At 40.4% G+C, this 21,912-nt stretch carries 21 protein-coding genes and 1 pseudogene; 14 read left to right on the top strand and 8 right to left on the bottom strand.

The annotated features are described in order from the left end of the window. The first annotated feature begins 327 nt into the window (after positions 1 to 327). Entirely contained in the window at positions 328 to 1,047 is a 720-nt protein-coding gene (locus GTQ43_RS11940) for a response regulator transcription factor (protein ID WP_179065386.1), read from the top strand. A 602-nt stretch (positions 1,048 to 1,649) separates the two neighbouring features. Here GTQ43_RS11940 and GTQ43_RS11935 read toward each other — a convergent pair. After that, a pseudogene (locus GTQ43_RS11935) lies at positions 1,650 to 1,841 on the bottom strand (DUF2811 domain-containing protein); the annotation flags it as partial. Between GTQ43_RS11935 and GTQ43_RS11930 the strand changes: the two are divergent. After that, the gene (locus GTQ43_RS11930; RefSeq protein WP_265272818.1) at positions 1,840 to 1,989 is read left to right on the top strand and encodes a hypothetical protein; all 150 of its coding nucleotides are present in this window, start codon (positions 1,840 to 1,842) and stop codon (positions 1,987 to 1,989) included. The pseudogene GTQ43_RS11935 and the gene GTQ43_RS11930 overlap by 2 nt on opposite strands. 324 nt (positions 1,990 to 2,313) lie before the next feature. Continuing rightward, positions 2,314 to 3,585 carry an MDR family MFS transporter gene (locus GTQ43_RS11925; RefSeq protein WP_265272817.1) on the top strand — a complete coding sequence of 424 codons (1,272 nt, stop codon included), beginning with the start codon at positions 2,314 to 2,316 and terminating at the stop codon, positions 3,583 to 3,585. A gap of 8 nt (positions 3,586 to 3,593) precedes the next feature. Here the strand turns inward: GTQ43_RS11925 and hisIE are convergent, their stop codons facing one another. Both hisIE and GTQ43_RS11915 read right to left on the bottom strand, forming a co-directional pair. Continuing rightward, on the bottom strand, positions 3,594 to 4,244 hold the full coding sequence (hisIE, locus tag GTQ43_RS11920) for a bifunctional phosphoribosyl-AMP cyclohydrolase/phosphoribosyl-ATP diphosphatase HisIE (protein WP_265272816.1): 651 nt from the start codon (positions 4,242 to 4,244) through the stop codon (positions 3,594 to 3,596). Positions 4,245 to 4,338: 94 nt separating this feature from the next. Next, positions 4,339 to 4,533, bottom strand: a complete 195-nt coding sequence (locus GTQ43_RS11915) for a ChaB family protein (RefSeq protein WP_265272815.1) — start codon at positions 4,531 to 4,533, stop codon at positions 4,339 to 4,341. Between the two features lie 107 nt (positions 4,534 to 4,640). Between GTQ43_RS11915 and hemL the strand changes: the two genes are divergently transcribed. The 5 genes from hemL to GTQ43_RS11890 all read left to right on the top strand — a co-directional run bounded on the left by hemL (position 4,641) and on the right by GTQ43_RS11890 (position 8,235). Beyond that, positions 4,641 to 5,939, top strand: a complete 1,299-nt coding sequence (gene hemL, locus GTQ43_RS11910) for a glutamate-1-semialdehyde 2,1-aminomutase (protein ID WP_265272814.1) — start codon at positions 4,641 to 4,643, stop codon at positions 5,937 to 5,939. A 29-nt stretch (positions 5,940 to 5,968) separates the two neighbouring features. Continuing rightward, on the top strand, positions 5,969 to 6,154 hold the full coding sequence (locus GTQ43_RS11905; protein ID WP_265272813.1) for a hypothetical protein: 186 nt from the start codon (positions 5,969 to 5,971) through the stop codon (positions 6,152 to 6,154). 321 nt (positions 6,155 to 6,475) lie between these two features. Further along, the gene (locus GTQ43_RS11900; RefSeq protein WP_265272812.1) at positions 6,476 to 7,372 is read left to right on the top strand and encodes a polysaccharide deacetylase family protein; all 897 of its coding nucleotides are present in this window, start codon (positions 6,476 to 6,478) and stop codon (positions 7,370 to 7,372) included. Between the two features lie 132 nt (positions 7,373 to 7,504). After that, the gene (locus GTQ43_RS11895; protein ID WP_265272811.1) at positions 7,505 to 7,813 is read left to right on the top strand and encodes a hypothetical protein; all 309 of its coding nucleotides are present in this window, start codon (positions 7,505 to 7,507) and stop codon (positions 7,811 to 7,813) included. A 119-nt stretch (positions 7,814 to 7,932) separates the two neighbouring features. Continuing rightward, positions 7,933 to 8,235, top strand: a complete 303-nt coding sequence (locus GTQ43_RS11890) for a hypothetical protein (RefSeq protein ID WP_265272810.1) — start codon at positions 7,933 to 7,935, stop codon at positions 8,233 to 8,235. Between the two features lie 108 nt (positions 8,236 to 8,343). Here the strand turns inward: GTQ43_RS11890 and GTQ43_RS11885 are convergent, their stop codons facing one another. Continuing rightward, positions 8,344 to 9,195 carry a fasciclin domain-containing protein gene (locus GTQ43_RS11885; RefSeq protein WP_265272809.1) on the bottom strand — a complete coding sequence of 284 codons (852 nt, stop codon included), beginning with the start codon at positions 9,193 to 9,195 and terminating at the stop codon, positions 8,344 to 8,346. 744 nt (positions 9,196 to 9,939) lie between these two features. Here GTQ43_RS11885 and GTQ43_RS11880 point away from each other — a divergent pair. From GTQ43_RS11880 to GTQ43_RS11865, 4 genes are all read left to right on the top strand, one after another. After that, positions 9,940 to 10,734, top strand: coding sequence for a glutathione S-transferase family protein (locus GTQ43_RS11880; protein ID WP_265272808.1), 795 nt, complete (start codon positions 9,940 to 9,942; stop codon positions 10,732 to 10,734). A 141-nt stretch (positions 10,735 to 10,875) separates the two neighbouring features. Continuing rightward, positions 10,876 to 12,606 (top strand): helicase HerA domain-containing protein, encoded by a 1,731-nt coding sequence (locus GTQ43_RS11875; protein WP_265272807.1) that lies wholly within the window; start codon positions 10,876 to 10,878, stop codon positions 12,604 to 12,606. A gap of 852 nt (positions 12,607 to 13,458) precedes the next feature. Then, positions 13,459 to 14,442 carry an RNA polymerase sigma factor, RpoD/SigA family gene (locus GTQ43_RS11870; protein ID WP_265272806.1) on the top strand — a complete coding sequence of 328 codons (984 nt, stop codon included), beginning with the start codon at positions 13,459 to 13,461 and terminating at the stop codon, positions 14,440 to 14,442. Between the two features lie 499 nt (positions 14,443 to 14,941). Beyond that, positions 14,942 to 15,643: a hypothetical protein gene (locus GTQ43_RS11865; protein WP_265272805.1), complete on the top strand. Its 702-nt coding sequence runs from the start codon at positions 14,942 to 14,944 to the stop codon at positions 15,641 to 15,643. Positions 15,644 to 15,818: 175 nt separating this feature from the next. Here the strand turns inward: GTQ43_RS11865 and GTQ43_RS11860 are convergent, their stop codons facing one another. After that, positions 15,819 to 17,213, bottom strand: a complete 1,395-nt coding sequence (locus tag GTQ43_RS11860; RefSeq protein ID WP_265272804.1) for an NB-ARC domain-containing protein — start codon at positions 17,211 to 17,213, stop codon at positions 15,819 to 15,821. A gap of 446 nt (positions 17,214 to 17,659) precedes the next feature. On the opposite strand from GTQ43_RS11860, the gene GTQ43_RS11855 reads away from it, so the two are divergent. Then, positions 17,660 to 18,205, top strand: a complete 546-nt coding sequence (locus GTQ43_RS11855) for a fascin domain-containing protein (RefSeq protein ID WP_265272803.1) — start codon at positions 17,660 to 17,662, stop codon at positions 18,203 to 18,205. 157 nt (positions 18,206 to 18,362) lie between these two features. Here GTQ43_RS11855 and cobO read toward each other — a convergent pair whose 3' ends face one another. The 3 genes from cobO to GTQ43_RS11840 form a co-directional block, all read right to left on the bottom strand. Next, positions 18,363 to 19,040 (bottom strand): cob(I)yrinic acid a,c-diamide adenosyltransferase, encoded by a 678-nt coding sequence (gene cobO, locus GTQ43_RS11850; protein ID WP_265272802.1) that lies wholly within the window; start codon positions 19,038 to 19,040, stop codon positions 18,363 to 18,365. A gap of 344 nt (positions 19,041 to 19,384) precedes the next feature. Beyond that, on the bottom strand, positions 19,385 to 19,840 hold the full coding sequence (locus GTQ43_RS11845; RefSeq protein WP_265272801.1) for a GFA family protein: 456 nt from the start codon (positions 19,838 to 19,840) through the stop codon (positions 19,385 to 19,387). Positions 19,841 to 19,900: 60 nt separating this feature from the next. After that, positions 19,901 to 21,169, bottom strand: coding sequence for a plasmid pRiA4b ORF-3 family protein (locus GTQ43_RS11840; RefSeq protein ID WP_265272800.1), 1,269 nt, complete (start codon positions 21,167 to 21,169; stop codon positions 19,901 to 19,903). 172 nt (positions 21,170 to 21,341) lie between these two features. Between GTQ43_RS11840 and GTQ43_RS11835 the strand changes: the two genes are divergently transcribed. Beyond that, positions 21,342 to 21,878: a nucleotidyltransferase family protein gene (locus GTQ43_RS11835; protein ID WP_265272799.1), complete on the top strand. Its 537-nt coding sequence runs from the start codon at positions 21,342 to 21,344 to the stop codon at positions 21,876 to 21,878. Positions 21,879 to 21,912 lie beyond the last annotated feature (34 nt).

The raw sequence follows: 21,912 nt of genomic DNA, 5'->3' as shown, positions 1-21,912 counted from the left end.
TTTTTTAATTATACTGAATAATCGCTTGTGGTATATATCCGCATATCGATTTAAAATTGAGACATTTTAAGTTGCCACCTAACTAAGATTGAAAAGGTGTTTTGGTGTTAAGAACTGTTGCGGTTAAAGTCATAACGCCGATCTTCTGTGGCTAACAGAAGTTTCGCGTTCTTATCGCCCACAATCCTGATTACAGTATTTATTTTTGAACTATCGGGATTCTTATACCGTAGCCATGTAGATTCTTAGTTAGTCCCAAAAGTGGCAACAGCGTTTTTACGCAACCCCTCTTGTTAATCTTACGAATTTTTGTGCAAAGTAATGGTCATGGCTCCTGCCAAGATTCTTGTAGTTGACGACGACCCTGCGGTTCGGAATTTAATCCAACGCTTTTTGATTAAGCAGAACTACCAGGTGGAGGCTGCCGAAGATGGAAAGACAGCCTTAAATCTATTTGAGCAATTTAACCCTGATTTGGTGATTCTAGATGTGAATTTACCAGATGTAACGGGGTTTAACCTTTGCCAAGAGATGCAAAGTCGTAATGGTGTTTTTGTTCTGATGTTGACTAGCCGTGCTGACGAAGCTGACAAAATTCGCGGCTTTGCCAAAGGTGCTGATGACTATCTCACCAAGCCTTTTGGGTTGGGAGAGTTAGAAGTCAGAGTCGGAGCTATTTTGAGGCGGCAGCGAGTGATAACTACTGCCGAGCAGAAACGCTTGGTATTTGAAAAACTTATGATTGATCCAGTGCGACGGGAGGTAGCACTTAATAACCAACCAGTTCCCTTAACTGCTCTGGAATTTGACTTGTTACATTTTTTAGCAAGTCATCCCGGTCGAGTTTGGCGGCGGGCAGAGCTAATTCAAGAGGTGTGGGACTATGAATATGTCGGCGACCAACGGGTTGTAGATGTACATATTGGTCAAATTCGCAAGAAGATTGAAATTGATGCTAGTCAGCCAGCATTGATTCAAACTGTACGTGGCGTAGGCTATAAGTTTGAATCTCCTGCTCACCCTCAACAGTTGGAAGCCAAGTCCTGAGTTTTTATAAGAAAAATGCTGAAAACCCCTGAGAAACAGCAACGTAGTTGCATCCAAAGTATTTGCTCAGGCTCTAAGTTGACACTAATGTAAAAAAATACGCACACACAGCAGGGGCAATTCATGAATTGCCCCTGCTGTGCGTAGTTTTGCGTAATTTCTAGATCGGAGTCGACTCAATACTGTTCGGTTAAGGCAAGAGACGCGATAAATCGCCGTCTTTACAATAATCAGTCCTTCATCCTGACAGCGATTTATCGCATCTTTAGGATTTATATATTTTCATCAAATAACCTTAACCGAACCGTATTGAGAGTCAACTGATCTTTTTTGTTGTAATACCAAGTTGAAAAAATAATGCGACAGATAGGTAGGGGCACAATATTGTTGTGCCCTTACGAATAATTTATGTGTCGCAAATATTATTTGAATTGGTATAGTATTGCCCCGATATGCTCGATCGCTTTAGATCAAAATCCCATTGATGGAGTGCTGTAAAACATGTCCATATTTGGAATAAGCCAGAATAACGCCCGTACCTATGGGGTATCTAATAGATTAGCTGTTACGGGTGAATCGATGCCGGGCGTTTCTACTGAGGAGTGGTGGAATAAAGTTTCCAGATAGACGCGGGCAGCACGGCGATCGCTATCCCCATTTTGGAGTAAAAACAATGATAGTGCCGCCGTCAATACCCTATTTTCATCCCAATCGGGGTGGGTTTCTAAGTAGTTTTTTAAGGATTCGTGGAGTGTTTCGGGAATTTCTGTAAAGATGCTAACCGTTGATTTCATGAGATTTTCCTCCTATGAGGATAATCAAGAGGGACAAGTTGCTTGCGGTGAAGCAGCAATCAGGCTTCCTCACCACTCTTTTGCTAGCCCGACAATCTGCGCCTACATCTCAGGTAATATATTTTACGCATTTGATGCCAACGGTTGAACGAATTACAAAAGCAAGCCGAATCATTGTGCGCTAAGAGGGGGTGGGTTTGTCAATGCTGCGAAATGTTAAAAACGATGGTATAAAAAATAAATACGAACAGAATAATCAGCCTTTTGGTCGCGTTTTCGTTACTTTACTTTATAAAAACTCAGTCCTTGAAGTTCCTTCCCACTGTTAATTAACAATCCCCAGTCAGAGGGTAAGAAGCCCATTAGTTCGTAGTGAACCTGTGGAAAACTGTTAAAATCCCTGTGGAAACCCTGTGGAATGAGTAAGAAAAATAGCAGCCAATGATAAGAATTACAAAAATGTCATGGAACTGTGACATCTAAACTCATGAAATTAGCTTCTCAATCTCAGCTAGCATCGTGGATGCCCTCGATACATCCCCAAGTCTGGATTTTCGCGATTGGTAGATTTCTCTCGGAAGTTGGTACCGGCTTTACCCTGTTTTACGCCCCCATCTTTTTTGTCAATGAAGTTGGTTTATCTGCAACCAGTGTTGGGGTAGCCTTGGGTAGCGCCTCGATTTCCGGCATTGTGGGGAGGATTGTAGGTGGTTCTTTGGCTGATTCTGAACACTGGGGTCGCCGCCGTACTTTGTTGCTAGCGACGGCGATTTCAGCAATTGGTTCTCTAGTTTTAGCTGCAACCAATAATTTTACTATTTTGGTAGTTGGTAGCTTGATTAGCAGTTTAGGGATAGGTTTCTATTGGCCAGCGGCTGAAGCTGTTGTTGCTGATGCTAGCGAGATTGACAATCGCCGTGAAACTTTTGCATTAGCACGACTAGCTGATAATCTTGGGTTAGCGATCGGAATTGTGTTTGCTGGGTTTTTGATCTCGATCATCGGGAGTTATCGATGGCTATTTGTCATTGATGCCATTTCTTTTCTGCTGTTTTTTGGGGTTGTCTATGTGGGAATTAGTAAAACCGAACAACCGCAGCTGGGGAAATCTGAAAAGACAGAACATTTTGCTTCTTGGATGGCAGTATTAAGCGATCGCCGTTTCCTGGTCTACATAGCAGTTAATATATTCTTTACAATCTATATTTCTCAAATCCACAGCACCCTGCCGCTTTACTTCAAAAACTTTGTTATCAAAAGTACTACCGAAGGATTTGCTCAAACTACGATTAGCGTTCTATTTGCTTGGCATCTGGTGCTAGCTATAATTTGTCAATTACCTGTCACCAGTATATTAAAACGCTGTTCTCACACACTCGCGCTTACCGTTTCTGCGATTTTCTGGGCAGTTGGTTTTGGATTGATTTGGGTAAGCGGCACTGCCCCATCTTATAATTTGGTTTGGGTAGCGTTAGCATTGGGAGTATTTGCAGTTGCAATTGTTTCTTATACCCCATCTGCCGCCTCTTTAGTCACTGAGTTAGCCCCGGAAAATCAACGCGGCGTTTATTTCTCCGTTAACGCTGTATGCTGGGCTATTGGGTCTTTTATTGGTCATCCCTTGGGTGGATGGGCATTAGATCAACCGCGAGTTATTACTGATAGTTACTGGCTAGGATTTCCTTTGAGTGTGCTGATTGTCGTGGTGATTTTACAGTATCTCAATCGGATTTTACCTGAGTAGGACTAACTCTATTGACGACGTTCTTGCAACTTCCGATATACCGATTTTAAATCAACTTTATGGTGAGCTAAGGCAACCAAAGTATGATAGAGCAAATCAGCCACTTCACCTGCGATCGCATCTGCTTCATCATCCTTAAAGGCCATTACCACCTCAGCGGTTTCCTCACCGATCTTTTTCAAAATTTTATTATCACCACCTGCGAATAGCTTACAGGTATAAGAACTTTCAGTAGGATTATCGCGGCGATCGCATATTATTTGAAATAATTGCGACAATGTATCCCCTGGTGGTGGGACAATATTCCCTTCTATTTGGTGAAAGCAACTGCGTTCTCCAGTATGGCAAGCAACATCTCCTAATTGCTCTACCCCTATGAGTAGCGCATCACTATCACAGTCATAACGGATACTCTGCACCTTTTGAATATGTCCAGAAGTCGCTCCCTTGTGCCATAATTCTTGTCGGGAACGGCTCCAAAACCAAGTTTCTTCAGTTTCTAAAGTTTTTTGTAACGACTCCTGATTCATCCACGCCATCATTAGGACAGTACCATCCAAATAATCTTGGACAATTACAGGCACTAGACCCCGTTCATCGTAGCGAATTTTTTCAACAGGGATGGCGTAATGCAGCGATCGCGAATCGTTAGAAGACATACCAGCTAGTTTGCTCTAATGAGAATAACTTATGGATTCACGATACCATTCTGAATAGAGCAACTGGTATGTTTTTTGAATTAAACTATCTTATCTAGCTCGAAACAAGAACATTCCGCTCCATAGCAGACTGCATCTTGACAGCACTTAACGCAACTTTGTGAGCTTTTGATGCCTCACCATACCAATGGATGGCCGAGTTAAAAGCTGCTCGGTAAAGATCCTGGTATGCTTCAGATAATCGAGTTTGAATATCTAGAGGCAAGTCTTTGTTGCACTTGTATAACATATTGTTATTTTTTTGGTTCTATTAATTCTATAGGATAGAAATTCTAAGCAATTTTTGACCCTATCCTGAGATAGAGCTTTTTATTGCCCACTATGTAGGAGAGAACCTTGGTAAATACCACAATTAAAACAACAAAATCACAAGAAGTCTTCGCTGCTGCTCAAAACCTCATGCCCGGAGGAGTCAGTTCTCCAGTTCGTGCCTTCAAATCTGTGGGCGGACAACCCATCGTTTTTGATCGTGTTAAAGGTGCATATATTTGGGATGTAGATGGCAACCAATATATAGACTATGTAGGCACTTGGGGCCCAGCTATTTGCGGTCATGCTCATCCAGAAGTAATTGCAGCCTTGCATGAAGCCTTAGAAAAAGGCACCAGTTTCGGCGCTCCCTCAGCCCTAGAAAATGTTTTGGCAGAAATGGTCATTGATGCCGTTCCCAGCATCGAAATGGTCAGATTTGTTAACTCTGGAACTGAAGCCTGTATGGGAGTTTTGCGACTGATGCGGGCTTTCACCAACCGAGACAAAATCATCAAATTTGAAGGCTGCTACCACGGACACGCAGATACATTTCTAGTGAAGGCAGGTTCTGGTGTTGCCACACTTGGCTTACCAGACTCACCAGGAGTTCCGAAAGCGGCAACTAGCACCACTCTAACCGCGCCTTTCAATGACCTAGAATCCGTCAAAGCGTTGTTTGAAGAAAACCGCGACGAGATTGCTGGCGTTATTCTTGAGCCAGTTGTGGGTAATGCTGGATTTATTGCCCCTGACGCAGGTTTCCTAGAAGGATTACGGGAACTAACTCACGAGTATGGAGCCTTATTGGTATTTGACGAAGTGATGACAGGCTTCCGCATTGCTTACGGTGGCGCTCAAGAAAAATTTGGGGTTACTCCCGATTTAACCACCTTGGGTAAGGTGATTGGTGGTGGTTTGCCAGTAGGAGCTTATGGCGGTCGGCGAGATATTATGTCAATGGTTGCCCCTGCTGGCCCTGTGTATCAAGCTGGGACTCTTTCTGGTAATCCTTTGGCGATGACTGCTGGGATTAAGACTTTAGAATTGCTCCAAAAGCCAGGTACTTACGATTATCTTGAGCGGATTACTAAAAAGCTTGCAGATGGTTTGCTGCAAATTGCTAAAGAAACTGGTCATGCGGCTTGTGGTGGTCAAATTAGCGCCATGTTTGGCTTATTCTTTACTTCTGGCCCAGTTCACAACTATGAAGATGCGAAAAAGTCTGATACAGCTAAATTCGGACGCTTCCATCGGGGTATGTTAGAGCGTGGTGTTTACTTAGCACCCTCTCAATTTGAAGCTGGGTTTACATCTTTTGCTCACACTGAAGAAGACATTGACCAAACTTTAGCAGTTGCACGGGATGTAATGTCTAGTCTGTAACCTGTTAAGAGATTTCCAAATAATTCGTAATGAGTAATACTGCCAAAGGCGAGAAACAAGCTAGGCGTAGCGTCTCCCCTTTGGGAGAAGGGGAGACGCTAGCGCCAAGGGAGAAGCAAGTGGCGCATGAGTTCCATTACGAATTACGAATTGTCATCATTACTCAAGGAAGGTCATACCTTCGTCATAGTTTCGCAATGGCTTCGTCAATGTGATATGCAATATTTAAACTACATTAAGTATATTCATGTTAACAAGGCAGAATTAATCGCCTTTTATAGTTCTCTAAATTTCCCTCATCCCTCATAGTCTACAAAAATGAAGTCACAAGAAGGCTCTCACATTCATGGTGAGGGTTTCGTTTATAAATATTTAGATTACCCGTAGGGGAAGGTATTTTTTCGGAGTCGAGGTTAGACCTAACTTTAAAAGATATTACTAATCATGCTGTAGTTTGTATGGCAGGGCTTACAAAAGTATAAAGATTGCTAGAAGAATTGTGGAAAAAATAGTTCGACCCTTGAAGGAGCTACGAAGTGGATTACTCTAAGTCATTTTTTGGTCTGCAAAAAATATTAATCACGTTGCTTGCCTTGAGTACCACCACAATGATGCTTGTCAAGTCAAGATCATCTGAGGCCCAAAGTATAGAAAATATCAATGCAAACAATCTACCAGCCAAGGTTGGAACTCAACAGCAAATTGAAGACCTAAAAGCAACCATGCTTAAAAGTTGGCAACAACAAGCGCAAACAAAGGGGTTATCCTATGCTGTGCCAACACGCTTTCAAGGGGTAATAGTTAACGCGGCAAAACTCACTCCCGAACAGAAAGTAATTGCTCTGACCTTTGATGATGGGCCATGGCCTGAGAGTACCGCGCAAGTACTGGATATTCTTAAACAAAATCAAATCAAAGGGACATTTTTCCTAATTGGGCAAAACGTGAAGAATAACCCAGACTTAGTAAAGCGGGAGATTGCTGAAGGTCACGTAATTGGCAACCATACTTGGCATCATTGGTATCAATTCTTGAATCCACAAGCAGCCGCTTATGAAATTAACCACACAGCAGACCTGATTTATCAAGTGACAGGGATTAAAACAAATCTATTTCGACCACCAGGAGGCATCATGCACAATGGGGTGGCTGATTACGCTATAAATAGCAAATATGCCATCATTCTCTGGTCATCTGACTCTGTAGACTACTCGCGTCCGGCTGTCCCAAAATTAATTAATAATGTGTTCAGGAAGGCCAAACCAGGCGGAATTGTGCTGATGCATGATGGTGGTGGTAATCGCTCTAAAACTGTGCAAGCTTTGCCAGAAATTATTGCCAACTTTCGGAAACAGGGCTATAGCTTTGTTACTATCCCTGAACTTTTAGAAATGCAAGATAAAAACGAAAGGCTGATTGCAAACAAAAAGTAATTGTTATTTTGATTGAAATCAGAGGCTCTATCAATACACTACTGGGCAACTAAAAATAAGTTTAATTTTGCTAGGGATTTGTTAGTTTTTTATCTCAACTAAACTCATAACCAGGTTTACCACTATAGGGAAATGATGAATAAAATTGTAATAGCTTTACTTTGCTGCTCTAGCTTTTTTGCCTTGACACTCCTAACTGTCAGCCCAGCTTTTGCAAAAGAACTTGCTTCTCAGAATTTAACATCTCCCAGTTTAAACTTAGAACAGACGCAGACAGTTAATACATCTGTAACTAAAACTAAAGAATCCCCCAGATTTCCATCAATCAGCTCTACTCAGTCACTTGAAGAGCGTGCTATACAAAAGTTTGGCTGTGACTGCCCTGCCTGTCAAGCTCGTGTAAGTCAGATGGTATTACAAAGTAGTTTCCCTCAGCTTTAATCAAACTGGTGTGTGAGATAGCATTACCACAGATATTAATACTGAAAAAATTTTAGGACGATTTCTAGTTTTTTCATCTAAGCTCAACTTCAAGATCAAGTCTAATACTGGTGTAAATCATGAATAAGATCATCATAACTTTGCTTTCTGGCTCAAGCTTTTTGGCTTTAACATTACTAACTGTCAATCCAGCTTTTGCAAAGAAGCTTTCTCCCGAAGATTTAGCCAATCCTACCTTAACACCCACTGACACACAGGCAATTGCTGCACCTGTTTCACAAGAATATCCCCAATACCCATCAGTACGTGCTAATGAAAAAATTAAACAGCTTGCTATGCAGCTGTTTGGTTGTGCTTGCCCCAGCTGTCAAGCTAAGGCAAGTCAGATGATACTACAAGGTAGTTTGCCTCTACCTCAGTAATTTAGATTCGGGATTGTAGCCAATTGTAGTCACTTACCATTTTGAGGTTTTAACTGGCTAAGAACCTAGCTGAAGGATGAACTATAGGTTGTACTGAATATCTACAAGCTACAAATCAGGAGGCAAAATTACTTGATCGATTGCGTGGATAACACCGTTGCTGGCTGTGATATCTGACTGTGTAACTTTGGCATCATTGACAGTAACACCGTTAGTAGGATCAACTTTAATGTTGATTGTGCCACCTTCAAGGCTTTTAACTTCGCCAGACTTCAAATCAGTAGACAATACCTTACCGGGTACTACATGGTAAGTTAGGATTTTGATTAATACTTCTTTGTTGCTTGGTTTTAGCAATTCTTGCAAAGCATCTTGTGGCAACTTAGCAAAAGCTGCATCAGTGGGTGCAAAAATAGTTAAGTTATCTTTACCTTGTAAAGCTCCAGTCAATCCTGCTGCTTTCAAAGCCTTGGTTAAGGTTTTAAAGTTAGCGTTTGATTCTGCCAACGCTAATAAGTTTTTGCCTTTATTATCGCTTGCTCCAGGCCCTGGTGGAGTTTTAGTAGGTGTCTCAGTAGATGGTACTTGTGTTGGTGGTGTGGTAGGTTGAGTTTCCGGGGTAGTACCTGGGGTGGGAGGTGCAACGTCACTAGGTGTAGTACTACCACCACGGTTATAAGGAGGCTCGTTAAAAATACTTGGTCTGGGATTTGTTACACCACCTTTTTGAGCTACTTGTTTGCTTTTGGTGTTACCCTTTTCAGAAGTAGCCTCAGTAGGTGTATATTGAGCATTGACTTGAAGGCGTTGACCCTTGCTATAGGGAGCTTCATTGAAAATACTGGGGTTAGGATTTAGTACCTCTTTAGCTTCAGATGGTAAAGTCAGGTGAAGGCTTAAACTAGTGAATCCTACTATGCCTGTCAACGTGGTCAGAAATTTGCTGTTATTTGTCTTCATAAATTTTGTTTGTTTTTTGTCCACACATTACATAAAGATTTATAACATTTTGCTACGCACAAAATCTAACTGAATAGGGAAGTAAAACTTTTCTCTAAAAAGTTTGTGCTTATTAAGGTAAAATATCTAACTTCGGTTCATGGTGATAAGCTATGAAATATATTTAGCACATATCTTAATGTAATGAGTATATTTTCTTCATTAGACAGAGGGTGAAGAAGAATGTAGAGACGCGATATATCGCGTCTCTACAAGGATTACGCATAACGCATATTTAATTTCTGGAGATGTCTATAGACATCTCCGATAAAGAATGTAGAGACGTTGCGTTGCAACGTCTCTACAGGGGTTTCAGGTAACACATAATTAATTTATGGAGATGTATTATGTCTATTAGACTGAAAAAGCCTCACGTGGTGTAGCCTCAACTCTAAGAAAGGGTGAAAATTTAATATCTATAAGGTATGAGTTTACAATAATCTGTGGCAAATATTATACTTACTTAAGTAGCCAATTTATATACAAATTTATATTTGAATTAATAGTTAGATTAAATTATTTAATTATTTGATATTTTAATCATAAAATAATACGTTTTGATATCGATAATTTTGCCAAAAATTAGGCTAATTTTAATTAGAATGTGAATTAGATAAATAATTGGCAACTAATGTAAAGAAAAATTACTTTAACTGAAGATACAATTGTAAAGTTAAGAAGTTGACCAGTTACAAGGTATACAATATGCTTGAATTATACCAATGGGAACTATCTCAATACTCAGAGAAAGTGCGCCTAATTCTAGATTTTAAAGGACTAGATTACCGCAAAATAGAGGTTACGCCTGGAATTGGACAGGTGGAACTGTTTCGGTTGACTGGTCAGAAACAAGTACCAGTATTAAAGGATCGTAATAAGTATATTGCGGATTCTACTGAGATAGCTAAGTATTTAGATTTAGAGTATCCCGATCGCCCAATAATACCGCAAGATCCGAAAAAACGGGGTTTAACTTTATTGATAGAAGAATGGGCGGATGAGTCCATAGGCATCAAAGGTCGGAAAGCATTATTTGCAGCCGTAAGTCAAGATCAAAATTTCCGCAAGTCCTTATTACCCACCTCAACACCAGATATATTTAAAAGTCTGGTTGGAGGAGTACCTACTGACTTACTGACAGTGTTGGGTTTTGGGGTAGGTTATAGTCCAGATGCGATCCAATCAGCGATCGCATCTTTAAAACAAGACTTGGAAGCGTTAACGTTATTATTGGCAGATAGTCCTTATCTAACTGGAGATGAGCCGACTTTAGCTGACTTATCAGTAGCGGGCTTATCGATATTGCTCAAGTTCCCCCCTGGCCCCTATCTGGATTTACCAGCTTCTATTAGAGGTAAAGGATTGCCAATCTTTTCAGAGAATATAGATTATGAACCATTCTTTACCTGGCGCGATCGCATTTACGCCCAATTCCGTAAACCATTAATCAGTAGCACCTCAGCCGCAGGAGGTGCGCCAACTTCAATTCAGATTGATTAGGTAATGGGGAATTGGGCATAGGGCATTAGTCTCTCTGCCAATTTTGGATTTTGGATTTTGGATTGAAGGAAAAATCTAAAATCTAAAATCTGAAATTGAATGACTATAAGATATAGCATCAACAATCATGTAATTAATTAGATGAATTCTGGACAGCCATTAGGTTCGGTCATTCAAGGTTCTCTAACTGAAGGTTTAGAAGTACGATTGCATCCTGACATTTCTGTGGAAGATATGCGGGTTGGAAAGTTTCTTGTTGTCCAAGGGATGCGATCGCGCTTTTTTTGTATGCTGACAGATGTAGCATTGGGCGCTGCGAATGCCCGAATTATTGCTAGCCCCCCCAGTTGGGAAGACACTTTTTTACGAGATGTTTTAGCTGGAAGTGGCACTTACGGTACTATCAACCTCGCACCGATGTTGATGTTCACTCCCGAATCGGAAGAATCTTTCTCCCCAACAAATGGCAAATCGGCAAATCCTTTTATCCCATCAGTGACGGGTTTAGCTTCCTTTGTGCCACAAACGAGTACGACGATGGAATTGTTACCTGTTAAAACTATTCCTAGCCACTTTAGCCAAGTTTACGAAGCCAGTGTTGACGATTTTCGCCGCGTATTTGGTTGGGAAGATGACCCCCAAAGGCGCAATTTTTCCATCGGCAAACCTTTGGATATGGATGTGCCAGTTTGCATCGATTTAAACCGCTTTGTGGAACGGAGTAATGGGGTTTTTGGGAAATCTGGTACTGGTAAATCCTTTCTAACACGGCTACTTTTAGCTGGTGTTATCCGTAAAAATGCGGCAGTAAATTTGATTTTTGATATGCACTCGGAATATGGCTGGGAAGCCGTTGCAGAAGGGAAGAACGTCAATACAGTTAAGGGATTAAAACAGCTTTTTCCAAGTAAAGTAGAAGTCTATACCCTCGACCCCGAATCAACAAAGCGCCGGGGTGTGCGTGATGCTCAAGAACTTTATTTGAGTTACGAGCAAATTGAAGTTGAAGATATTAAGTTATGTAGTCGAGATTTAGGACTCTCTGATGCAGCCTTGGATAACGCCAATATCTTATATAGCGAGTTTGGCAAGTCTTGGATTGTCCAGTTGCTGAACATGACTAATGAAGAAATTGAGATGTTCTGCGACGAGAAGCGCGGACACAAAGGCTCGATTATGGCATTGCAGCGCAAACTTTTGCGGATGGATAGCTTGAAGTATATGCGAGCGGTCTGCCCCCAAAATTACATTAGTAAAATTGTGCAATGTCTGGAATCTGGGAAGAATGTTGTGATAGAATTTGGATCCCAGTCTAATATGCTCTCTTATATGTTGGTGACAAACATGATCACCCGCCGGATTCACGAGCATTACGTCAAAAAAGCAGATAAATTTCTGCAAAGCAAAAATCCTTGCGATCGCCCCACGCCGTTGATGATTACCATTGAAGAGGCGCATCGTTTCCTAGATCCAGGAGTGGTACAAAGCACTATCTTTGGGACTATTGCCCGTGAGTTACGGAAGTATTTTGTCACACTTTTGGTAGTCGATCAACGTCCATCGGGTATTGATAATGAGGTTATGTCCCAGATTGGAACTCGCATTACCGCTTTGCTGAATGACGAAAAAGACATTGATGCGATTTTTACAGGTGTATCTGGTGGTAGTGGACTGCGATCGGTTTTGGCAAAGTTAGACTCTAAGCAACAAGCCTTAATTTTGGGTCACGCTGTTCCGATGCCAGTAGTAGTACGTACCCGTCCTTACGACGCAACTTTTTACGAAGAAATTGGTGAACCAGCCTGGGAAGAAAAACCTGACGCGGAAGTATTCGCTGCGGCTGAACTCGCTAAAGCAGACCTGGGATTCTAAATAATTCGTAATTCGTAATTTATGTTACTTCTATACAACGACCGCGCTCAGTAACAATTTGTGATAGCGTTCGCGCAGCGTCTCGTAGAGAAGCGTAAAGCTTACGGCATGGCTTCTCTACAAGATGCTACGCATAGCTTACTTTCCCATAGGGGTACGCTTAGAGCGACGTAGGAGCGTCTGGGAATTTCAACCCCAAAGTATTACGTATTACAAGTATGCCCTCTATGTAGGGGGACTTTTACCCCTTTATTCGTTAAAAAGTTATTTATCATTGGTCATTCGTCCTACTCTACGGGAATTCACTGATTTAATCTAGATCAAGATTAATCCGCTACCGACCAATGCCCAATGCCCCTGCCCAATTCGTAACATCCCTCCATCCTCACAGGAAATTAAGTTCGGTTATCCGGCTAGTTTTTGGCAACAGAAGAGGGGTTTTTGGGGTCACTATAGATATAGTAAGTAATTTCAAGGAAGCTTAAATTTTTTTTCCAAACGACCAATTTTGAATTATAATTGAAAGCTTTATCTTAAGATACTTTACTATCTACCTGATTTATCGTACTATAAAACTAAGCGGAACTCATACCGACTTCGCATTTCCTCGTTACTCTCAGTAACTACCTAAAGTAATAATTCTCAAAAATAACCAGTGTGCTTATAAGAGATTGAAAAATTTAGGTAAGGTAGGGGAACCTATCTTGGGGGCTTACCGTCTTAAAAACGGCTGTATCAATTGATAATTGTTTTTAGTAGCTCCCGATATTTCGTGATAGATTTACTACCTTTATCCATCCATTTTAGCAAGAAAATATACATTTTATTTACGGAGTAGAGGACAACGCACCAATGCCTACTGTCAATACCCAAACCGAAAACCTCAACACCAGATTCACGGCTGATATGGTGCGAACCTATCTGCGAGAAATTGGTCGTGTACCACTGCTAACCCGTGAACAAGAGATTGTATATGGGAAGCAGGTGCAACAAATGATGACGCTCATCGATGCCAAAGAGGTTTTAGCGAAGAAACTGCACCGTGAACCGGATATGTCAGAGTGGGCTGACGTGGTTCAACAATCGGAAACTGAAGTACAGCAAACTGTAGCGCAAGGTAAGCGGGCAAAGCAAAAAATGATCGAAGCGAATTTGCGCTTGGTCGTTGCTATTGCGAAAAAGTACCAAAAGCGAAATATGGAATTTCTGGATTTAATTCAGGAAGGAACACTAGGATTAGAGCGGGGTGTGGAGAAATTTGACCCAATGAGGGGTTATAAATTCTCGACTTACGCTTACTGGTGGATTCGCCAAGCAATTACCCGCGCGATCGCTCAACAAGGTCGTACTATCCGGTTGCCGATCCACATTACCGAAAAACTGAACAAAATCAAGAAAGTACAACGCGAGTTAGCTCAAACCTTGGGGCGATCGCCTACTCCAGCCGAAATTGCGAAAGAACTGGAACTAGAACCTGCTCAGATCCGTGAGTACCTAAACATGGCACGTCAACCAGTGTCTTTGGATGTTAAAGTTGGCGATAATCAAGATACTGAGTTGCAAGAAATGCTCGAAGATGGCGGCCCATCACCAGAGTATTACACCAACCAGGAATTCTTACGCCAAGATTTGAACAACCTGCTAGCAGAACTAACCCCGCAACAGCGAGAAGTTTTAGCCCTACGCTTTGGTTTAGAAGATGGTAACGAAATGTCATTGGCGAAAGTGGGTGAGAGACTGAATCTCAGCCGCGAACGTGTCCGCCAACTAGAGCATCAGGCTTTGGCTCATCTGCGCCGCCGTCGCGCCAATGTTCAAGAATACGTTGCTAGCTAAATATGGAGACGCGAAATTCTGCGTCTCTAGAGTGTGATGCGCCTCCTGAATTCAGGGGGCGATTTTTTATTTAACGCTGTATTTCTACGGCGACAAATCCGAGAAAATAATATCAGTATTTTTATTTATTAAAAAGTAAAAAACAAAATCCCACAAAACCGATTCTGATTAACCTCACCCAATAAGATGAATCTAATAAATTAAGCTATGTTAAATAATGTAAAGTCAATTGAATTAGTTTGTAGTCAGGGCTTCAGCCCGTAAAATAGGGCTAAAGCCCTGACTACAAACCTTTAATTGTTTAGACTGCTCTACTTCCCCTAACTGGTGATAATCTAAGCTTGCTGAGCTAGATTAAATAAAAACTTTATTTTTTGACAGTTTTCTTTTTTGGACAATAGTAATATAAATCGGGAACTAAGTCTTTGACAATTAAGACTTGGTTATAGTTTAAGTAAGTTCTAGAGAACTTAGTTGATTTTTTAACAGGAGAAGTAGGGTGCTTAACAACCTTTATCAGTTCTTATCTCCCCGCCAGTGGGGGATTTCCCTAGCAGGCTTAGGCTTACTTCTCGGTTTGGGCTTTATAGGCAAGCAGACTCAAGTAGTACCAGTTACAGATTCTCCATTATCATCGGCTCGGATTCATAACACCTCCGACAACTCCCTTCTCTCGCAGCTAAGAAGAGTTAGAGAACAGAGAGGTCAACTCAACGCGGCTACTGGAGAGAAAGGGATTTTCATGCATAAGAGCGGAAAAACACTCCCGACAACCACAGCCTTGGTTCCAGATTCTCAAGGAGCAACAAAAAGCGCAGAAGGTTTACCAAAAGTTAATTTTCCTGTAAAAGATGGGGTTTATCTTTATGGTCAATCCTCAAAACCAAACCAGCTTGGTCAAGGTTACATCATATTTCAAAAGCAGCAGGACAAGGTAATTGGTGCATTGTATATGCCCCATTCAGAATTTAATTGTTTTCAGGGTACGCTCAATAAGTCAGGTGAGTTGGCAATGACGGTTAATAGTTCGTCAAATGAAGCCAGTACTCCTGGGTCAAATCAGGTCGCTGCAAACGGTAAACTACCTCAAGTTAGTGAAGATGAGTTTAGCAGTTATCCTTACTCGCTGGCTCTGCAAGACTTTTATCAGTTAAATTCCATCACAGCTAGCGATCGCCGCACGTTGCAAATGTGCAAATAAATCTCCAATAGTTATCTACACAAAGCTAGTCAAATATAAATAAATTCAAAGTCTTGATGATGAATGATGAATGATGAATTTTTGAGTTTTTTCATAAATCGTCATTTATCATTACCTAAGCTATTCCCTAAAAATAGGGTGTAAAAAAAGCCAGATTTTCGTCTGACATTAGAGTTTACTTTTGGGTCTGTATGATCTGAGGAACGTTTTTTTGATGCTCTTTAGATTTCATCCTGTAGCTAATTTTATTTTCGATTAATTGGTTATTTATATATTCTCTGACTATGGGTGACAGAGAGAAAAGAGCAGCATTTTTATGAACCAGCGATCGCTCTTGCAGAACTGACAAAGCCTCTAGTAATTGTTGTGGTGATACTAAGGTGGATATTTGCGATCGCAATTCTGAAAATGTAACTGGCTGATAATTAATTGCTAGCCAGTGCGTAATCTGCTTTTCCACGTTTGATAACCGATTAAGATGTTGTTTGACTAGATAGTAAATCTCACCAAAAACTACTACATCTTGCTTGATAAATTCGCCAATCCTGCCATCAAATAACTCTTGAATGGTAGTAGAGACGATATTTAATGCCAATGGATTGCCTTCATAGCGTTCAATGAGCTTGTTCCACTCGATATTTGAACCGTAAAAGTAACCCTTGGCATTAAATATTTCCTGTATTTCTTGTGTCTGCAACCCTTGCAGTTGCAAGACGCGAACAGGTAATTTTTTACCTTCCATTCGCCTAATTTGATTTGGCTTTTCCCGACTTATTAGCATCAAGCAACTTTGATGAGATGTTTCTCCTACTTGTCTGAAAAATTGACCATAACTTTCATGTTCTGGACAAGCGTAACTATAATCACCATTATAGGAAGCATCTTTTAAAATTGCCTCTGCATTATCTAAGATCAACAAACAACGATGTTTCTTGAAATAATTAATCAACTGAGAAATTCTACCTTCTACCGTTTCTGGTAAATGAGTTGACGGATCGGTTGATAAAACTTGGAGTAGATGGGCTAGCATATCTTTGACTGGTGGCGCATTACGGAGAGTTCGCCAAATCACAAACTCAAACTGTTCTTGAATTTGAGTAGCCAACTTCATCGATAGCCAAGTTTTACCGATTCCACCCATACCTAATAGTGTCACTAACCGACAGCGATCGCCTATTATCCATTGTTCCAGAGTCGCCAATTCTGCTGTACGTCCGTAAAAAATAGATACATCTGGTGCATCGTCCCAATCAATACAATTTAGGGTTGGGGATTCTAGATTTTGGGTAGGATTTTCAATGAGAAGTAATTGATAATCACTTGCTTCTAGTCGTAGGTTAAAAGCTTTAAAACAGCAATTGAGGCTTTGCTTATCCACTCCAATTTGACACCGAAATACTTTCATCAGGGTATCTGGATCTAAGCCAGTACGTGACCTGAGTTGTTCCAAAGTGTAACGTTGATCGGAGTTTTCCCAACTTTCTGCTTGACATTTAGCCGTGTGTAGTTTCAGAAATCCTTCAGTAGTGAGAATTACACCACGTTTACGTCTGGGTTTTTGTCGATTCATCAGATCACAAGCCTATTGTATTTATCAATACATTTATGGACTAGCGAAATTAACTATTTTTGGTATCTTACCAAACTGACATATAAAGTAAATAAATATACAGAAAAACTTATTGCCAGGAAAGATTTTGGTTATTTTGTACAAAATATAAAATTTTATCCGATGTTAAGTGAATTCAACATATTACTTATCAAATCGCCAGAATTGCAAAGTCTTTCTGGGAGAGGGCTTTGGTGATTGAGGGTAATAAATTATTAACTTCCTTCTTAAGTTCCTAAACTTCGGTTGTCAATATTGGGTTTAGATAGTCAAACTGTATTCAGTTCCAACAAATACCGATTAAAGCATTGTTTTTAACAATGTTTGAGCAGTGAAATTGCGGGTTGCTGAAGTTTCATGAGTCACAATCTACTTGGTTCTGTAGTTTTTTCCTGAGGTATGTGAATATGTCTGTCATCAAGAAAATTACTGCTGGTTTTATACAGCCTGTTGTTTGCGCTTTCTTGGTAGTTTCTCTGATATTTGGTTTTGCTAGCAATGCTTTTGCCCAATCCATTCCTTTAGTCAGCCTCAAAACAGGAGACACCATTGCCCTACGATCAGATACTGGTAAGTATCTGAGTCGCATTAATCGTGGTAGCGTAAATCCGACTGAAGCTGCAAAGGATGCCATTGATCCTTACTCTAAATTTAAGGTGACAGTTTTAGATGGCAATAAAGTTGCTTTACAGGCAGACACTGGTAAGTATCTGAGTCGCATTAATTACACATCAAATGGCAGAAATACCATTGAAGCTGCAAAGGATGCTGTTGATCCTTATTCTCAATTTAACGTGAAAGTTTTAGACGGCGGTAAAATTGCTTTACAGTCAGATACTGGTAAGTTCCTAAGTCGTATTAATTACGGCGGTGCAGGTGGTCAAAATCCCATTGAAGCTGCAAAGGATGCCATTGATCCATATTCTCAATTCCAGGTCGAAATCCTACCCTAGTATTTCTTTCCATGTCAATGATCAGAGACGCGATAAATCGCCGTCTCTACAAGGAATTTATCTGTCAATTAGTTATTGACATCCGGGAATTAAAAACCAGGTTTCTAATCTCTGCTGAGATCAGAAACCTGGTTTTTTAATAATTCTGAATTCTGATTTAATACTCAATTCCCGGTTGTGCTTTCACACCTTGATCGCGGAAAGGGTGCTTAATTAAAGTCATTTCGGTTACGAGGTCAGCACGTTCAATTAAACCAGCCGGTGCGCCTCGTCCTGTGAGAATAACGTGCTTGTTAGCTGGTTTTTGCGCCAAACCCGCCAAAACGTCCTCTAATGGTAAGTAAGCCATTTTGAGGGCAATATTAATTTCGTCTAACAATACCAGATGAAAATCTGGGTTGCGAATATATTCTAATGATTTTTCCCAGGCGGCGCTAGCTTTGTCAAGATCGCGATCGCGGTCTTGAGTTTCCCAAGTGAAGCCTTCGCCCATTGCGTGAAATTCTATTTGGTCTTCCCAAGAACTGAAAACCCTTTTTTCTGAGGGTTCCCAACTTCCCTTGATGAATTGAACGATCGCTACTTTATACCCGTGACCTAGCGATCGTAACACCATCCCCAAAGCCGCAGTAGTTTTACCTTTACCATTACCAGTATTTACAATAACTAACCCTTTTTCTGGTACAGCTTCTGCTATGCGCTTATCTTGGACTTCCTTGCGTCGCTGCATCTTTTTGCGGTACTGTTCATCAGTCAGAGATGATGACATTACCTCATCAATCAAGCGCCCAATTTCTTGATCTTGCTTTAATTCTTGTGGTGTATCGTTTTTCATCAACCTTGTCTAGAAATAACTGTTAAAACTTTTGAGAAGGAAGCGAAATTCTATTTATAATTTAATTTTAGCTAAATCAGATAATTGAATATGTCCAGTAAGATTTTATATAAAAATATTGATTCTGTGCTAGCTTTATTTAACATCATTTACAGACAAGTACGTAAAATTATATGATATACAAACCGAACTTATAATTTGAGTTTAATATTACTATTTTAAATAATTTAATATGTTCATTAAAGTAATTTATCAGTATAACTTTGTTATTCTATCCTTTGCTACAGTCATCAGTTAAACTCCCAACTGAGGGTGGTTAGCTTAACTATCATGTAATTGTGCGTTTATGGATGCTGCTGTGTCCATTTTTCCCATAAAGGGCGAACATCTTCTGGTTGCCCGTCATAGTTGAGCAATTGGTCTGAAATTATCACCCATGATTGGGCACTGCATGTCCAAATGTTACCCACTGGACATAACCAACTTGTATCATCTAATGTTCCCGCTTTGACGTTGATAGTATTTGGGTTGTAAGTCCGTTCATGGAACAATCGCGTTCCGCAGTCGCCACAGAACAGGTTATTTACTTCACGTCCGTTATCACTTTTCCGAGTCCAAGATTTCGGTTTTCCTTGAACAATCACAACAGCATCTCGTGGTACGGTAAGAGACATTCCAAAAGCACTAGAAGATTGTTTCTGACATTCCTTACAGTGGCATAGGTAGAGGGTTAATGGTTTAGCATGAATTTCGTAACGAATCTGTCCACATTGACAACCTCCAATATATGGAAGACTCATAGATTTTATCTCCTTCTAATCTCTCTAAAGGGTGAGGAAGAAAATACTTTATTATCGCCTTCATTCCTCATTTTCATCTGATTCCTCATCCTCACTCCAATACTGTTGAGGTGCATTTCCGTGAACTTCTAAAATCTTTGGTTTTTTTATTTTATTATCAGGTGGATTAATTGCTTCTAACTTTACATCAAATTTCCAGTTGTCACCGAAATCATAAAGATAGGTCATTTTACCACCCGGTTCTATAGATAAGTCACCAATCTCCACTTGATCGGCAAATGGGGGTATTTCCATGTAGGGATGACCTATTTTAATTATGCGGCCAAAACGGTCTTTATAGCTAAACTCATATAAGTGGTCATAGTCAAAATCAAAAGCATCAAGAATCGTCTCTGCTAGCCAGCTTAATGGTTTTTTTGCTGGTATAGCAATACTTCTCCAGACCTGATGAAGAGACACTTTAAAAATATAAATGCCATCAGTAAAACCTTGCTTTTGAACAGATAAATTATGCTCCCATTCTGGAAAAAATGGTTGAAAATATGACTGCAATTTTCCAAAACTTACATTAACCTCATCCTGTAATTCTCCTCGGATACCTAGCGGAAATAGTAATTGCAACAGAGCATCCCCAAAGGGCAAGCGTTCTAAACTAGCAATGCGCCATCCTTTGCCTTCTGTTGGTTTACCATCTTTAATAGATAACAATCCAAATAACTCTAACAGGGCAACATTATGCAGACCAGGGTAATAACTAATATCGTGTTGGTTTTCATATTTAGGGAACTTTAAACCTTTATCTGGAACGCGGGGCCAAAGTTGAATACATCTAAATAAATTCCCGAATGAATCTTGATGTTCCCCTAAAATTTCGTTATTTCCCCAAATCAACCAGGCTTCTAATAAATTGAAATAGCGTTCTGTTGGATTGAGATTTGACCATGATTGCAAACTTGCTGCATCTAAAACTAAAACCTGTTTCTTCCCTTGGGATCTAATTTGGGCTATTCCAGAACTGCGTAATAACAGATATAGTCCATTAATGTAGGGGTATGATTTTTGTACGGGGCGTTTGAGTTTAGTCTCAATTGGGTGACTTAACTGAGAATTCAATTCTGATAGTACTTTCAAGGGTAGAAGGTTATTAACACTACTAACTTCTACTCCATTTGGTTGTAACAAATCTATCAGAGTTTCAAAGTCACGTAAAATTTTACCGGGTTGATTTTCATCAATACTGAGTTCTTGTAAGAGTTGTTGTTGTGACTCTGTTAAAGAAGGTAGTTCAGGATTGAGTGTGCGTTCTAGTCGCGCAAATAAATCTTCCATAAATAAAAATTCTCAATTCTCAATTCTCAATTTAACCTTCTGTGTAACCCTGTTCTCTTTATACTATGACTTTACCTGATAAGTGTCATAAGAAGTCTATCAAGACCGTAAACTTAATGAGATGTGAATGATAATATTTTCATCTTCTCGTTGACAATCCCAGGAGTTTGATATGAATAGTAACACTCGTTTACAGATGATTTTAGCTGATACACCTATTGATACAGTATTACCTGCGATCGCTCAACTAAATCTACCTAACTGGTGGTTAGCGGGTGGTGCAGTCCGAAATACAGTTTGGTCTTCGATTTTTGGCAATGACTGCGGGTTAGTTATTAAAGATTTTGATATTGCATTCTTTGATATAGAGGGAAATCGTTCTCAGGAACTAGCAGCAAAAGCAACTCTCACAGAACAATTTCCTCATGACGAGTTTGATGTCAAAAATCAAGCCAGTTTTGCTCGTTGGCGGCTTGGTAGCAGACCTTACACTAGTACAGAAGATGCCGTTGCAGAGTGGCTGCACACTGCAACGGCTGTCGGAGTCCGACTAGATGCACAAGGCCAATGGCAATTTTTCACTCCCTACGGATTAGATGACCTGTTTGATGGCATTATTCGACCTACGCCAGCACATACTCATAACATCGATGCCCACAATAAAGCATCTGGATTCTTGCAGAAGTGTCCTTCTCTGCGTTTGGCGTAAAAGTTACAGTAGCTTTTCCGTTACCAGGGAATAA

The sequence above is a fragment of the Nostoc sp. KVJ3 genome, from assembly GCF_026127265.1.
Taxonomy (GTDB): domain Bacteria; phylum Cyanobacteriota; class Cyanobacteriia; order Cyanobacteriales; family Nostocaceae; genus Nostoc.
Note: the sequence above shows the minus strand (reverse complement) of the source record. Positions and strands in the feature narration are given on the sequence as shown.

Excerpts from the sequence above, each read along its gene's own strand:
- GTQ43_RS11940 (WP_179065386.1), top strand. The coding sequence starts at position 328 with ATGGCTCCTGCCAAGATTCTTGTAGTTGACGACGACCCTGCGGTTCGG.
- GTQ43_RS11930 (WP_265272818.1), top strand. The coding sequence starts at position 1,840 with ATGAGATTTTCCTCCTATGAGGATAATCAAGAGGGACAAGTTGCTTGC.
- hisIE (WP_265272816.1), bottom strand. The coding sequence starts at position 4,244 with ATGTCTTCTAACGATTCGCGATCGCTGCATTACGCCATCCCTGTTGAA.
- GTQ43_RS11915 (WP_265272815.1), bottom strand. The coding sequence starts at position 4,533 with ATGTTATACAAGTGCAACAAAGACTTGCCTCTAGATATTCAAACTCGA.
- GTQ43_RS11905 (WP_265272813.1), top strand. The coding sequence starts at position 5,969 with ATGAGTAATACTGCCAAAGGCGAGAAACAAGCTAGGCGTAGCGTCTCC.
- GTQ43_RS11895 (WP_265272811.1), top strand. The coding sequence starts at position 7,505 with ATGATGAATAAAATTGTAATAGCTTTACTTTGCTGCTCTAGCTTTTTT.
- GTQ43_RS11890 (WP_265272810.1), top strand. The coding sequence starts at position 7,933 with ATGAATAAGATCATCATAACTTTGCTTTCTGGCTCAAGCTTTTTGGCT.
- GTQ43_RS11885 (WP_265272809.1), bottom strand. The coding sequence starts at position 9,195 with ATGAAGACAAATAACAGCAAATTTCTGACCACGTTGACAGGCATAGTA.
- GTQ43_RS11880 (WP_265272808.1), top strand. The coding sequence starts at position 9,940 with ATGCTTGAATTATACCAATGGGAACTATCTCAATACTCAGAGAAAGTG.
- GTQ43_RS11875 (WP_265272807.1), top strand. The coding sequence starts at position 10,876 with ATGAATTCTGGACAGCCATTAGGTTCGGTCATTCAAGGTTCTCTAACT.
- GTQ43_RS11870 (WP_265272806.1), top strand. The coding sequence starts at position 13,459 with ATGCCTACTGTCAATACCCAAACCGAAAACCTCAACACCAGATTCACG.
- GTQ43_RS11860 (WP_265272804.1), bottom strand. The coding sequence starts at position 17,213 with ATGAATCGACAAAAACCCAGACGTAAACGTGGTGTAATTCTCACTACT.
- GTQ43_RS11855 (WP_265272803.1), top strand. The coding sequence starts at position 17,660 with ATGTCTGTCATCAAGAAAATTACTGCTGGTTTTATACAGCCTGTTGTT.
- cobO (WP_265272802.1), bottom strand. The coding sequence starts at position 19,040 with ATGAAAAACGATACACCACAAGAATTAAAGCAAGATCAAGAAATTGGG.
- GTQ43_RS11845 (WP_265272801.1), bottom strand. The coding sequence starts at position 19,840 with ATGAGTCTTCCATATATTGGAGGTTGTCAATGTGGACAGATTCGTTAC.
- GTQ43_RS11840 (WP_265272800.1), bottom strand. The coding sequence starts at position 21,169 with ATGGAAGATTTATTTGCGCGACTAGAACGCACACTCAATCCTGAACTA.
- GTQ43_RS11835 (WP_265272799.1), top strand. The coding sequence starts at position 21,342 with ATGAATAGTAACACTCGTTTACAGATGATTTTAGCTGATACACCTATT.